12 protein-coding genes are annotated in these 14,032 nt (G+C 68.6%); 10 read left to right on the forward strand and 2 right to left on the reverse strand.

Features of this window, described 5'->3' with window-relative positions; genetic code table 11:
- Nucleotides 1-13: 13 nt before the first annotated feature.
- Both ACEOAB_RS15100 and ACEOAB_RS15105 read right to left on the reverse strand, forming a co-directional pair.
- The gene (locus ACEOAB_RS15100) at nt 14-655 is read right to left on the reverse strand and encodes an NrsF family protein (protein WP_495652941.1); all 642 of its coding nucleotides are present in this window, start codon (nt 653-655) and stop codon (nt 14-16) included.
- Nucleotides 652-1,242, reverse strand: coding sequence for a sigma-70 family RNA polymerase sigma factor (locus tag ACEOAB_RS15105; RefSeq protein WP_413751362.1), 591 nt, complete (start codon nt 1,240-1,242; stop codon nt 652-654). Before ACEOAB_RS15105 ends, ACEOAB_RS15100 begins: the two co-directional genes overlap by 4 nt.
- Before the next feature lie 112 nt (nt 1,243-1,354).
- On the opposite strand from ACEOAB_RS15105, the gene ACEOAB_RS15110 reads away from it, so the two are divergent.
- From ACEOAB_RS15110 to ACEOAB_RS15155, 10 genes are all read left to right on the forward strand, one after another.
- Nucleotides 1,355-2,665, forward strand: coding sequence for a GTP cyclohydrolase II (locus ACEOAB_RS15110; protein WP_007837869.1), 1,311 nt, complete (start codon nt 1,355-1,357; stop codon nt 2,663-2,665).
- Nucleotides 2,662-4,071 carry a URC4/urg3 family protein gene (locus ACEOAB_RS15115; protein ID WP_495652942.1) on the forward strand — a complete coding sequence of 470 codons (1,410 nt, stop codon included), beginning with the start codon at nt 2,662-2,664 and terminating at the stop codon, nt 4,069-4,071. Before ACEOAB_RS15110 ends, ACEOAB_RS15115 begins: the two co-directional genes overlap by 4 nt.
- A 35-nt stretch (nt 4,072-4,106) precedes the next feature.
- Nucleotides 4,107-4,736, forward strand: coding sequence for a uracil phosphoribosyltransferase (gene upp / locus ACEOAB_RS15120; RefSeq protein ID WP_007837874.1), 630 nt, complete (start codon nt 4,107-4,109; stop codon nt 4,734-4,736).
- Between the two features lie 150 nt (nt 4,737-4,886).
- Nucleotides 4,887-5,888, forward strand: coding sequence for a BMP family protein (locus ACEOAB_RS15125; RefSeq protein ID WP_413751104.1), 1,002 nt, complete (start codon nt 4,887-4,889; stop codon nt 5,886-5,888).
- Between the two features lie 10 nt (nt 5,889-5,898).
- Nucleotides 5,899-8,712, forward strand: a complete 2,814-nt coding sequence (locus ACEOAB_RS15130) for a polysaccharide deacetylase family protein (protein WP_495652943.1) — start codon at nt 5,899-5,901, stop codon at nt 8,710-8,712.
- Entirely contained in the window at nt 8,709-9,680 is a 972-nt protein-coding gene (locus ACEOAB_RS15135; protein WP_200955409.1) for a 5'-methylthioadenosine/S-adenosylhomocysteine nucleosidase, read from the forward strand. Before ACEOAB_RS15130 ends, ACEOAB_RS15135 begins: the two co-directional genes overlap by 4 nt.
- 127 nt (nt 9,681-9,807) lie before the next feature.
- Nucleotides 9,808-11,415 carry an ABC transporter ATP-binding protein gene (locus tag ACEOAB_RS15140; RefSeq protein WP_413747899.1) on the forward strand — a complete coding sequence of 536 codons (1,608 nt, stop codon included), beginning with the start codon at nt 9,808-9,810 and terminating at the stop codon, nt 11,413-11,415.
- Nucleotides 11,415-12,476, forward strand: a complete 1,062-nt coding sequence (locus tag ACEOAB_RS15145) for an ABC transporter permease (RefSeq protein ID WP_200955411.1) — start codon at nt 11,415-11,417, stop codon at nt 12,474-12,476. Before ACEOAB_RS15140 ends, ACEOAB_RS15145 begins: the two co-directional genes overlap by 1 nt.
- Before the next feature lie 130 nt (nt 12,477-12,606).
- Entirely contained in the window at nt 12,607-13,530 is a 924-nt protein-coding gene (locus tag ACEOAB_RS15150) for an ABC transporter permease (RefSeq protein ID WP_056590640.1), read from the forward strand.
- Nucleotides 13,530-13,994 carry a hypothetical protein gene (locus ACEOAB_RS15155; protein WP_056590643.1) on the forward strand — a complete coding sequence of 155 codons (465 nt, stop codon included), beginning with the start codon at nt 13,530-13,532 and terminating at the stop codon, nt 13,992-13,994. Before ACEOAB_RS15150 ends, ACEOAB_RS15155 begins: the two co-directional genes overlap by 1 nt.
- The last annotated feature ends 38 nt before the right edge of the window (nt 13,995-14,032 follow it).

Genomic DNA, 14,032 nt, shown 5'->3' on the forward strand with positions numbered 1-14,032 from the left:
AAAACCGGGCCGACTACCAGCGCAGCAGGCGCGGCCCCAGCGCGGCGCCGGCCAGCACAGGCACCGCGATCCCGCTCACGTACCAGACTGCGAGAAACGGCGCGGTGAGTTCCATGCAGTGCAGCGCATAGATCGCGGCACCAACGCCTCCGGCCAGCGCCCCGGCCGCGGCCCCCGCCAGCGCCGGCCGCGTGGGCGCCATCCCCTTGAGCGCCACCAGCGTGGCCGCGAACACCGGCAGCGCCATCAGCCCGATGCTCAGCGCGCAGATGCGCCATGACTGCCCCATCAGCGAGGGCATGCGCTCTTCCATCGGCAGGGTGAACCAGGCGGCCACCGCCAGCGCCCACACCCCGAGCACCGGCACCGCCGCGCCGACCCAGGCGCGCCGCGGCGCCACACCCGGCCGCGCAAGCCGCTCCACGGCCACGAAGCCGGCCGCTGCGATGCACAGCGGAAACAGCACCTTGACCCAGAACATCGGCCAGAACATGGCCTGCACGATGTCGTACCGCACGCCGTACCCGACGAACAGGATCGCGAACGAGAGCGGCAGGCCCATCAGCACCGCCAGCCCGATGCGCCAGCCGGCGCGGCGGCGCGGCGCGGCCACCTCGCCATTCGCAAGCATCGCGACGAGATCGTCAGTCTTCATGCCGCACTTCCCCAATTGCTGCCACACCGGGCCGCCAGCGCCTTGAGCCCGCGGTGGATGCCGACCTTCACGGCCGACTCCGACATGCCGGTCAGGCTCGCGGTTTCCGCCACCGACAGGCCTTCGATCTTCACGTGCACGATCGGCAGGCGCTGGCGCTCGGGCAGGGTTTCGAGCAGGCCGCCGAGGTCGCGCTTCGCATCGCTGGCCTCCTCGGCCGATTCGGTGAACACGGCCAGGTCGTCGTCCAGCGGGTCATGCAGGGCTTCGCGGACCGACTTGGCGCGCAGCAGGTCGATCATCTTGTGGCGCGCAATCGCATGCACCCAGGCCGTCAGCGGCTGGTCGCTCTGGTAGGTGTGGCGCTGGTTGTGCATGGCGAGCAGGCATTCCTGGACGAGGTCTTCCACTTCATCGGGCCAGCCAAAGAGGCGTTTGCCCAGAAAGGCGCGCAGGTGCGCGCTGAGTCGCTGCAGGAAGTCGCGGTAGGCCTTCGCGTCGCCGTCGAGGCCGCGAAGGAACAGGCTGCGCAGCGCCGCTTCCGCGTCGCTCGGGTTCATCCTGCTGCCTATTGTGTTTCGTGCCATCGGGCCGGCCGGTTACAGCCGCATCGAAAAAAGATTCCGGCTGATTGTGCCCAAGCCACCCGCTTGCAAGCGCCACACGCCATCGGTACATTGTGTTTTTTGAGGGCCTCCAATGTCTGCAGACAGTACAACGATCCCTTCCGTCCCCGGCGGCGTCACGCCCCTCCCCCCGCTCCATCCCTCGACGTCGACCGGCCACATCCGGCTCACCTCGCACGCCGGTGGCTTCGGTGCCCTGCCCATCCAGTGGGGCGCGGCCACCGCCACCGAACGAGGGCCGGTCGTCGGCACCACCACCAAGCGCGCGCACCGCAACGTCATCGGCACGCACAGCGGTTCCTACAGCGTGTACCGCGCACTCGCGGTGGCGGCCGGGGCGCTCAAGCGCGAGCACAAGGCCGACCTGACCAACACCGCGCCGACCGACGTGATCGGCCCGTATCCGCAGTGGAGCGATCCGGGCCGCATCGTGTCGCTCGACCCGTGGGGCGCGCTGGTGGCCGATGTGTTTTCTGCAGAACTCGCGGCGGGCTACGACATCCGCCCGACCATCGCGATCACGAAGGCCCATGTGATCCTGCCCGAGGTGATCGAGGCGCTGCAGAGCGGCCGCCTCAAGGCCGATGGCAAGTTCCTCACCGCCGGCGGCGCAGCGATGGTGACCAAGGCTGCGATCGAACCCGTGTGGTACCTGCCCGAGGTGGCACGCCGCTTCGGCTGCTCCGAGACCGACCTGCGCCGCACGCTGTTCGAAGAAACTGGCGGCATGTATCCGGAGCTGGTCACGCGCTCCGACCTCGAAGTGTTCCTGCCGCCCATCGGTGGGCAGACGCTCTACATCTTCGGCAATCCGCGCGACCTGGCCAATCCCGACGTTGAGCTCACCGCGCGCATCCATGACGAGTGCAACGGCTCCGACGTGTTCGGTTCCGACATCTGCACCTGCCGGCCCTACCTCACGCACGCCATCGAGGAGTGCATCCAGGGTGCGCAGCGCGGCGGCGTCGGCTTGATCGCCTACTCGCGCAAGGAAGGCCGCGCGCTCGGCGAAGTGACCAAGTTCCTGGTCTACAACGCGCGCAAGCGCCAGGTCGGCGGCGACACGGCCGACCAGTATTTCGCGCGCACCGAGTGCGTGGCCGGCGTGCAGGACATGCGCTTCCAGGAGCTGATGCCCGACGTCTTCCACTGGCTCGGCATCAAGAAGATCCATCGGCTCGTGTCGATGAGCAACATGAAGTTCGACGCGATCACCGGCTCGGGCATCGAGATCGGCGAGCGGGTGAACATTCCCGACGAGCTGATCCCGGCGGATGCCCGCGTCGAGATGGACGCGAAGATGGCCGCCGGCTATTTCACGCCCGGACCGGTGCCGGACGCCGACGAACTCAAGAAGGCCAAAGGCCGGGGACTCGCCGAATGAGCAGCAGCCACGACAAATTCGACAACATGCCGGTCGACGGATCGGGCAGCTTGCCGCCGGGCGGCGCGGGCGAGATCGACCCATCCATCGAATTCACGGCCGACACTGCGCACCCCGCCGGCGCGGCCAGCCTGCTGCGCACCACAGCCGCCATCCGGCAGCGCGCGGGCGCCCTGCTGGCGCGCGCGCGACGGGGCGAATCGCAGTGGTTCCGCATCGGCGGCGACGACACGCTCGAAGACGCCGCGCGCACCGTCGCGGAGGTCACGCGCGAGCGCTATCCGTGGGACACCATCCCCTACCACAGCCGCTGGCGCCATTTCGAGGCGGGGGGCGTCGACCGGCTGAAGCAACTGGACGAGTTGCTCGGTCCGCGCATCGATGCTCGGCAGCGCGCCCGCGCGCACATCGACCTCGTGCTGGTGAGCGTTCTGCTCGACGCCGGCGCAGGCCCCGACTGGGGCTACACCGAGCCGGCCACGGGCGCGCGCTTCACGCGTTCCGAAGGGCTGGGCGTGGCGAGCTTCCACGCCTTCACCAGCGGGCTTTTCTCGTCGAACCCCGACCATCCCTGCCAGGCCGATGCGGCCGGCCTGCGCGGCCTCGTCACCGACCGGCTCGGCGACGCATTCCAGGTCAGCGAAGTCAATCCGCTGGTGGGCCTTGCGGGCCGCGCGGTGCTGCTGCGCCGGCTTGGCGAAGCGATGAGCGAGCAGCCCGAGACCTTCGGCGAGGACGGCCGCCCCGCCGGCATGTTCGACGCCCTCGTGGCCCCCTTCGGCGCCGCCACGCCGCCCACCGCCGAGATCACCGCCCACCAGATTCTTTCGCTGCTGCTGGAGACGCTCTCGCGCATCTGGCCGGCGGCCAACGCGGTCGACAGCATTGCCGCCGACGGCAGCGACAGCGCAGGCGGCATCGGCTCGGGCGACCCGGCGCTGGCGCTGGGGGACTGCTGGCGGCACAGCGCGGTGCGCGGACCCGGCCTCACCAACGGCTGGATGCCCTTTCACAAGCTTTCGCAGTGGCTCACGTACTCGCTGCTCGAGCCCTTCGAGTGGGCCGGCGTGAAGGTGCGGCACCTCGACGCGCTCACCGCCCTGCCCGAGTACCGCAACGGCGGCCTGCTGATCGACAGCGGCGTGATCGTGCCGAAGGACCCGGCCTTCCTCGAACGCCGCTGGAAGGTGGGCGACGAATTCATCGTCGAATGGCGCGCGCTGACCGTGGCGCTGCTCGACGAGGTGGCGCCGCGCGTGCGCAAGGTGCTCGACCGCACCGAGGAAGAACTGCCGCTGGCCTGCGTTCTGGAAGGCGGCACCTGGGCGGCGGGCCGGGCTCTGGCACAGCGCTTGCGTGACGGTGCTCCGCCTCTGCTGATCGAGAGCGACGGCACTGTCTTCTAGACTCCCGGTTTTCAGCAACGATAGAAAAAATTCCAATGAGCAACGTCCACCTCGTCAACCACCCCCTCGTCCAGCACAAGCTCACCCTGATGCGCCGCAAGGATGCGTCCACCAACAGCTTCCGCCGGCTCCTCAACGAAATCAGCATGCTGATGGCCTACGAGGTCACGCGCGACATGCCGATGCAGGACATCGAGGTCGAAACCCCGCTCGAGACCATGCAGGCCAAGGTCATCGACGGCAAGAAGCTGGTGCTGGTGTCGATCCTGCGTGCCGGCACCGGCATCCTGGACGGCATGCTGACCGTGGTGCCGGGCGCGCGCGTCGGCCACATCGGCCTGTACCGCGACCCCAAGACGCTGACGGCCGTGGAGTACTACTTCAAGATGCCGGGCGAGATGGAGAACCGCGACGTGATCGTGGTCGACCCGATGCTGGCCACCGGCAACTCGGCCGTGGCCGCAGTCGAGCGCCTGAAAGAGCTGAACCCGAAGTCGATCAAGTTCGTCTGCCTGCTGACCTGCCCCGAAGGCGTCGCGACCATGCAGAAGGCCCATCCCGACGTGCCGATCTACACGGCCGCGATCGACCGCGAGCTGAACAGCCACGGGTACATCCTGCCCGGCCTCGGCGACGCGGGCGACCGGATCTTCGGCACGAAGTAAGGCTCGCCCCCAGGCTGCGCGCACTTCGTGTCGCTTCGCCTTCCCCCTACCGGGGCAACACCAGCGGCCCGGCAAAGCCGGTTCCGCGGTGTTCCCCGAACAGATGCGCCATCGAGGCCACGTTTTTTTCATAGACCGAGGAGAAGCACCGTGACAGCACGCCGTCAGTTGATCATTCGTTCCGTCGCCATCGCCGCAGCGCTTGCGGCCGGCGCGCCCGGCCTTGCGCTTGCGCAGGCCAAGCTCAAGGTGGCGGCGGTGTACACCGTGCCTTTCGAGCAGCAATGGGTCGGCCGCATCCACAAGGCGCTGAAGGCGGCCGAGGCGCGCGGCGAGATCGAATACAAGGCCACCGAGAACGTCAGCAACGCCGACTACGAACGCGTGATGCGCGAGTACGCCACCGGCGGCAACCAGCTGATCCTGGGCGAGGTGTTCGGGGTGGAAGCGGCTGCACGCAAGGTGGCCAAGGACTTTCCCAAGGTGGCCTTCCTGATGGGCTCGTCGCTCAAGCCGCAGGCGCCCAACTTCAGCGTGTTCGACAACTACATCCAGGAGCCGGCCTACCTGAGCGGCATGATCGCGGGCGGCATGACGAAGAGCAACCGCATCGGCATGGTCGGCGGCTTTCCGATTCCCGAGGTCAACCGCCTGATGAACGCCTTCATGGCGGGCGCCAGGGAAACGAACCCCAAGGTGGAGTTCAGCGTGAGCTTCATCAACAGCTGGTTCGACCCGCCGAAGGCCAAGGAAGCGGCCTTCGCCATGATCGACAAAGGCGCCGACGTGATGTACGCCGAGCGCTTCGGCGTCTCGGACGCGGCCAAGGAAAAGGGCAAGCTCGCCATCGGCAACGTGATCGACACCCAAAGCCAGTACCCCGATACGGTGGTCGCCTCGGCCCTGTGGAACTTCGAGCCCGCCGCCGACCGCGCGATCAAGCTCGTGAAGGAAGGCAAGTTCGCGGCCGAGGACTACGGTGTGTACGCGCAGATGAAGCACAAGGGCTCCGAGCTCGCGCCGCTGGGCACCTTCGAGAAGAAGGTGCCGGCCGACATCGTCGCCAAGGTGAAGGCCAGGCAGGCCGACATTCTTTCGGGCAAGTTCACAGTGAAGGTGGACGACAGCCAGCCCAAATCCACCGCAAAGTAGGCATCGTCGAATGCAAATGAATCGTGTGCGGTGGCAGACCGCAAGCCAGGCCGTGGCTGTCGTGGCCTTGGCGCTCGGCCTCGCCGCGTGCCAGCGTGAGCAGCCCGTGGCTGCGGCGGCGCCCGCCGCGGTGGCCACGCCCCCTGCAATGGCCGCATCGGCGGCAGCGCCCCCGGTGGCCGCGGCGCCGGTCGGCATCCCGCCCCAGCTGCAGGAGCGTGCCGATGCCCTGCTCGCCGCCCACCGGCAGATGATCGTGCTGATGACCGGCGAGCGCACGCTCGACGCGGCCGAGAAGCGCGCAGGCGGCGCCGTTGGGCAACTGCTGTTCCACGACATGCAGGAGCGCCAGCGCGCACTGGTCGCCCAGGCCGGCGAGGACTCCGACCCGGCCACGGTGCCCGCATTGAACGCGCTGCTGGACCGCATCGAAAGCGAGCCGAGCTGGTTCGATGCCGACCGCCTCGCGTTCAAGGAATTCCTCGGCGAGCTGAGCACGCGCTACGGCCAGGCGCAGTCGCTGTCCGGCCTCAAGCTCGGTCGCCGCGCGAGCGAAGACCTGGCCGTGCTCGCCGAGATCGAGCAGGCCTACGACCGTGAACTGAAGGACGTGTTCGGCCGCTTCGCGCAGCGCGGCATCGAGCCCAAGCGGGAAAAATGGGCCGACTACGTGGCCAAGCTCCAGGGCATCTATTCGCGCGAGAAGATCCTCAAGGACTTCGGCGCCATCGTCCCCTACACCCAGCCCGCGGGCAGCGCCAAGGAAAGCGCCGCGGATTCGCGCGAGATCTTCGGCACCTCGCTGCCTCCCAAGACCGTGGTGCTGACCTTCGACGACGGCCCCCACGCCAAGCACACGGACGAGATCCTCGAGATCCTCAAGCGCTACGACGCGCCGGCCATCTTCTTCGAGCTCGGCCAGAACCTCGGCAAGCTCGATGCCCAGGGCAAGGCCCAACTCGGCGCCAACGGCGCCGTGGCCAAGCGCGTGCTGGCCGCGGGGCATGTGCTCGCGAACCACAGCTTCAGCCACGGCATGATGGCGAAGATGAGCGACGACGCGGTGCGCACCGAAGCCACCGAAACCGAGGCCCTGCTCGACGTCACCGGCCGCCCGCAATCAACGCTGTTCCGCTTTCCCTATGGCGCGCGCAACGAAGACAAGCTCAGCACGGTCGAGGCGCTCAAGCTGCGCTCGATGATGTGGACCGTCGACTCCATGGACTGGGCCGACCCGGTGCCCAAGTCGATCGCCGACCGCGTGCTGGCCGAGGTCGACAAGGCCAAGCACGGCGTGATCCTGTTCCACGACATCCAGGGCCGCACCGTGCAGGCGCTGCCGACGGTGCTCGACCAGCTGGTGGCCGACGGCTACCGCTTCGCCACCTGGCGCGACGGCAAGTTCGTCGTCAATGCGCCCAAGCGCGCGGCGCCGGACGACGGCATTGCCACCGCCGCTGCCGGCGATACGCTCTATCGCGAAAGCTACGCGCTGGTGATCGGCATCGACAAGTACGCCAAGTGGCCCGGCCTGCATCACGCGGTGCTCGACGGCAAGGCCATGGAACAGGCACTGGTCACGCGCTTCGGCTTCAAGCCCGAGAACGTCACGGCGCTGTACGACGGCGACGCCACGCGCGCCAACATCCTGCGCACGCTCAACGACAAGCTGACCGACAGCAAGCGCGTGAAACGCGACGACCGCGTGCTGGTGTTCTTCGCCGGGCACGGCAGCACCCGCAAGCTCGCGAGCGGGCGCGACGTCGGCTACATCATCCCGGTCGATGCGTCGCTCGACGACCTGTCGGCCGATGCCATCTCCATGCCGCAGCTGCAGGAAGTGGCCGAAGCGCTGTCGGCCAAGCATGTGCTGTTCATGGTGGACGCCTGCTACTCGGGCCTGGGCCTCACGCGGGGCGGCGGGCCGCGCGGCAGCAAGAACTTCCTGAGCGACAACGCGCGCCGCATCGGCCGCCAGATGATCACCGCGGGCGGCGCCGACCAGCAGGTGGCCGACGACGGCCCCGGCGGTCATTCGGTCTTCACCTGGACGGTGCTGCAGGCGCTGTCGGGCAAGGCCGACCTCAATGGCGACGGCGTCATCACCAGCACCGAGCTCGCGGCCTACGTGGCGCCTGCCGTCTCGGCCATTGCGCGGCAGACGCCGGCCTTCGGCAGCCTGCCGGGCTCGGAGGGCGGCGAGTTCGTGTTCGCGCTGCCGACGGAACGAGAAGGCCTCAGCGGCGACGTCGTGCAGCTCGATGCCGCGGCCAGCCAGGTCAACAAGCGCATCGACCAGGCCAACGAGCAGGCCGTGCATGCCGCCGCCGCGACGCCCAAGGCCGCCGCCGCCATCGAGGTGGTGGTGAAGAACCTGGACGGCGCCGAGGCCAAGCTGACGATGCCGGCCGCCGCGCCGTTGCCGCCGCGCGTGGCGGCCCAGCGCGCCAACGACCGCGGGCTGCAGCTGTACCGCGAGCGCCGCTACGACGAGGCCGAGGCCGCCTTCACCGAAGCGCTCAAGCAGCAGCCGCGCTTCGCGCTGGCGGCCAACAACCTCGGCTTCCTGTACTTCAAGCGCGGCAAGCCGGTCGAGGCTGCGCGCTGGTTCGAGCAGGCCATCGACATGGACGGCAGCCGCGCCCTCGCCTACCTGAACCTCGGCGATGCGCAGCTGCAGGCCGGCAACGACGCCAAGGCGCTCGCCGCCTACACCACCTTCGTCGGCCTGGCGCCGAAGCACCCGCGCGTTCCGGCGCTGCAGGCCTGGATCGCCGCGCCCGATGCCGCGCATCGCCCTGCACTACCACCCACCAACTCATGACGACCCACCACACTTCATTGCTGCAACGCCTGCGGGGTCCGGTGCTTGCCGCCACGCTCGGCCTCGTGCTCTCGGGTTGCGTCGGCGTCTACAGGTCGCCCGATGTCGTCAGTACCAACAGCAGCACGCGCCTGGACGACACGCCGCGCATCGCAGTGCTCTCGGCCTTCGAACCCGAGCTCAAGCTGCTGCTGACGCGCCTGCAAGGCCCGGTGAAGCACAGCGTGAATGGCGTGGAATTCACCACCGGCACACTCGAAGGCAAGCCCGTGGTGCTGTTCCTGTCGGGCATCAGCATGACGAACGCGACGATGAACACACAGCTCGTGCTCGACCGATTCCGTGTCACGAACATCGTGTTCAGCGGTATCGCGGGCGGCGTGAATCCGTCGTTGCACGTCGGCGACGTCACGGTGCCGGCCCAGTGGGGCCAGTACCTCGAAGTGCTGATGGCGCGCGAAACCGCGCCCGGCAAGTTCACGGCGCCGCCCTTCATCACCGACGCCACACTGCCGAACTTCGGCATGATGCATCCGCGCCCAGTGGAGGTGCGCTCGGCGGCGCATCCGCAGATCGTGCGCAAGTTCTGGTTCGAGGCCGACCCGAAAATGCTCGACGTGGCGCGCGGCATCCGCAGCGTAGACCTTGCCAACTGCAGCGCCGGCAAGTGCCTGCCGCGCAAGCCGCAGCTGGTGGTCGGCGGCAACGGCGTCTCGGGCCAGGCCTTCATGGACAACAAGGCCTACCGCGAATACACCTACAAGACCTTCCAGGCCAACGTGCTCGACATGGAAACCGCGGCCGTGGGCATGGTCGCCTATGCCAATGGCGTGCCCTACATCGCCTTCCGCTCGCTCAGCGACCTCGCGGGCGGCGGCGACGGCGAGAACGAGATGGGCACCTTCATGGGCATTGCGGCGGACAACTCCGCAAAGGTCATGCTGGCGTTCCTCGCTGCGTGGAAGTGATCCCGCGTCCTCTCCCCGGGGAGGGTCGGGGTGGGGGCACGCGGCGCTCGATCGATCGCGGGGGTCTGGCAGGCGCCGCTTGCCCCCATCCCAGCCTTCCCCCGAAAGGGGAAGGAGCAAGACCTTCATGAACACCACGACCGTTCTCCGCCTCCAGGGCATCACCAAGCGCTTCGGTTCCCTTGTCGCGAACGACGCCATCTCCCTCGACCTGCAGGCGGGCGAGGTGCTCGCGCTGCTTGGCGAGAACGGCGCCGGCAAGTCGACGCTGATGTCCATCCTGTTCGGCCACTACGTCGCCGACGAAGGCAGCATCGAAGTCTTCGGTGCACCGCTGCCGGCGGGCAACCCGAAGGCGGCGCTCGCAGCCGGCGTGGGCATGGTGCACCAGCATTTCACGCTGGCCGACAACCTCAGCGTGCTCGACAACGTGATGATGGGCACCGAGCCGCTGTGGCACCCGGTGTCGCGCCGCGCCGCCGCACGCACCAGGCTGCTCGAGGTGGCCCGGCGCTTCGGCCTGCCGGTGCAGCCTGATGCGCAGATCGGCAGCCTCTCGGTCGGCGAGCGCCAGCGCGTGGAAATCCTCAAGGCGCTGTACCGCGGCGCGCGCATCCTGATCCTCGACGAGCCGACCGCCGTGCTCACGCCGCAGGAAAGCGAGGCGTTGTTCGCCACGCTCGCGCAGATGGTGGCGCAGGGCCTGTCGGTGATCTTCATCAGCCACAAGCTCGGCGAGGTGCTGCGCGTGTCGCACCGCATTGCCGTGCTGCGCGGCGGCAAGCTGGTGGCGCAGGCGCGCACCGCCGACACCACGCAGGCGCAGCTCGCGCTGTGGATGGTCGGGCATGCGGTCGAGGCGCCGCAACGGCGGCCGGCCAAGTCAGTGGGCGATGCGGTCTGTGTGCTCGATCACGTGAGCACCGCATCGGACAAGGACGGCGCGCAGGACCATTCGGCCGGCCTTCGCGAGGTATCGCTGACGCTGCGCGCCGGCGAGATCACCGCCATTGCGGGCGTCTCCGGCAACGGCCAGGTGGCGCTCGCCGAGTTGCTGAGCGGCACGCGCCGCGCAACGGCCGGCACGGCGCAGTTGATGGGACGCGCATTGCCGCCCTCGCCCGCCCGGCTGGTGCAGCGCGGCGTTGCGCGCATTCCGGAAGACCGGCATGCCGTCGGCGTGGTCGGCGATCTGCCGGTCTGGGAGAACGCGGTATCGGAACGGCTGCGCAGTCCGGTGTTCTCGCGCTGGTCGTGGCTCGTGAAACGCACCGCCGCCCGGCTGCATGCGCGGCGCATCGAGAAGGCATTCGACGTGCGCGGCGCCGGCCTGATGGCGCCGGCCCGTTCGCTCTCCGGCGGGAATATGCAGAAACTGATCCTGGGGCGTGCACTGCTTGCGCCTGAGCAGCCCGAAGCTGCCAAAGGCGACGACAACAGGAAGCATCCGAACCGCGCACCGCGCCTGATCGTCGCGCACCAGCCGACCTGGGGTCTCGACATCGGCGCGGTGGCCTATGTGCAGCAGCAACTGATTGCGGCGCGCGACGCAGGCGCGGCCGTGCTGCTGATCTCCGATGACCTCGACGAAGTGCTCGCGCTCGGCGACCGCGTGGCCGTGATGCATGGCGGCCACCTGGGCGAAGCCCGTCCGGCCGCCGCGTGGACGCGCGAGGCCATCGGGCTGGCCATGGCCGGCGCGACGGCGCCTCCATCCAAAGGAGCCGCAACATGATGCGGGTCGAACGACGCCACGAGACCTCGCGCGCCTCGCTGGTGCTTGCCCCCATCGGCGCGGTCGTCTTCACCATGGCGGTCAGTGCGCTGCTGGTGCTGTGGGCCGGCGCTCCGGTCGGTCGCACCTATGCGCTGCTGCTCCAGGGCGGCTTCGGCTCGGTGTTCGCGTGGAGCGAGACGCTGACGCGCGCGATCCCGCTGATCCTCACCGGGCTGGCGGCCACGGTCGCATTCAAGGCGCGGCTGTTCAACATCGGCGCCGAGGGCCAGCTTTACGCGGGTGCACTGGCCGCCGTGGCGGTGGGCGGTATGCATGGCGGCACCGGGTTCGAGCTGTCGCCTTGGCTGCTGTTTCCGCTGATGATGCTGGCGGCAGCAGCGGCCGGCGCGCTGATGCTGCTGGGCCCGGCGCTGATGAAGAACAAGCTCGGCGTGGACGAGGTCGTCACCACGCTGCTGATCAACTTCATCGTTCTGCTCGGCGTCTCGGCGCTGCTCGACGGGCCGATGAAAGACCCGAGCGCCATGGGCTGGCCGCAGAGCGTGTCGCTGCAGTCCGACCTCGAACTGGGCAAGCTCGTCGCGCAGACGCGCGTGCACACCGGACTGCTGTGGGCCGTGTCGCTCGCCGTGACGGTGTGGGCTGTCTTCAAGTACACGGTGCTGGGTTTCGACATTCGCGCCGTGGGTGCGAATGCGCGCGCCGCGGCCTTCACCGGCGTGCCGGTGACGCGCACCGTGGTGATGGTGGCGCTGCTCTCGGGCGCGCTGGCCGGGCTGGCGGGCGCGATCGAGGTGGCGGGCCGCACGAGCTACGTCACGCTCGACATGTCGCCGGGCTACGGCTACACGGGCATCGTGATCGCGATGCTGGCGGGGCTGCATCCGCTGGGCGTGATCGCAGCCGGCGTGTTCGTGGCGGGCGTGCTGGTCGGCGCCGACACCATGAGCCGCGCGGTCGGCGTACCGACCTACATTGCGGACGTGATCGTCGCGGCCTCGCTGATCGCGGTGCTGGTGGCAACGCTGCTGACGCAATACCGGGTGCGATTCAAATGACAGCATGTCCCACTCCGGTCTTGCCCCTTCCCCTTCCGGGGGAAGGCTGGGATGGTGGCGTCGGCCTCCCCTTCGAGCGCCGCGTGCCCCCACCCCAACCCTCCCCAAAAGGTGGAGGGAGAAACTATCCATGACCGACCTCCTCGACATCCTCGCCAACCCGGCCTTCTGGGTCGCGGTGCTGCGCATCGCCACGCCGCTGATTCTCGGCACGCTCGGCGTGCTGCTGTGCGAGCGCGCAGGCGTGCTCAACCTCGGCATCGAAGGAATCATGGTCGCGGGCGCCTTCACCGGCTGGCTCGCGGTGTATGCAGGCGCGCCGCTGTGGGTGGGCGTGGGCGTGGCCGCGCTGACGGGCCTGGTGTTCGGGCTGCTGCACGCCTTTCTCACCGTAGGCCTGGCGCTCTCGCAGCATGTCTCGGGGCTGGGCATCACGCTGCTTGCGACCGCGCTCAGCTACTTCGGCTACCGCGTGAGCTTTCCGAAGGTCAACACACCGCCGACCATCACGCCCTTTGCGCCGATGGACTGGCTGCCCATCCCGATCCTCAATGCCCAGACCGCGCTCACGCTGTTCGCGCTGCTGCTGCTGCCCATCATCGGCTGGGTGCTGTACCGCACCCCGCTCGGCCTCGCGTTGCGCATGGTCGGCGAGAACCCGCAGGCGGCCGAGAGCCAGGGCGTGTCGGTCGCGGCCACGCGCACCGGCGCCATCGTCGCGGGCTCGGCGCTGATGGGGGTGGCGGGCTCGTTCCTCACGCTGTCTGCCTTCAACGCCTTCTTCTTCAACATGGTGAACGGCCGCGGCTGGATCTGCGTGGCGCTGGTGGTGTTCGCCTCGTGGCGTCCGGGCAAGGCGCTGGTCGGCGCGCTGCTGTTCGCGTTCTTCGACGCGCTGCAGCTGCGGCTGCAACAATCGGGCGATGCCGTGCTGCCCTACCAGCTGTACCTGATGCTGCCGTACCTGCTGTCGATCCTGGCGCTGGTGCTGGTGGCGCGCAAGGCCAGCTATCCGCAGGCGCTGATGAAACCGTATCGCAAGGGGGAACGCTGATGACCACCAGGACCGCCACCGCCATGCGAGGCGCACTGCTAGCGGCATTGCTGACACTGGGTGGCAAAGGGGCTCATGCGCTGGGCATGAACTACGGCTACGAGGCCTTCAGCACGGCCGACGCCGTGACCTGGGTGCAGATGTGCGGCACCTGGGGCAAGGACCACCACGGCACCTACCGCGTCGTGCACGCCGAGCAATACGCGCAGTCCTTCCTCTACGTGCAGTGGATGACGCGCGACGCCAACGGCAGCCTGCGCGCAGAGCACACGGTGGCGATCGCTGAACTCGACAACGACCACGCCGAAATCTCGCTGTCCGACCTCACCTGCCGCGCCACGCCGCGCGGCATCGTGGTGACGGCCAAGGCCGATTCGGGGCACGATGAGAAGCTGCGCCGAGTGACCATCGAGGTCGGGCCGGCGCCGGGGCAGTACCGGTATCGGGCGCAGAACACGCGCTGAAGTGCCGGCGCTCGATCGAAACAGAACACGCAAAGGCC

Source organism: Variovorax sp. Varisp53 (assembly GCF_059491555.1).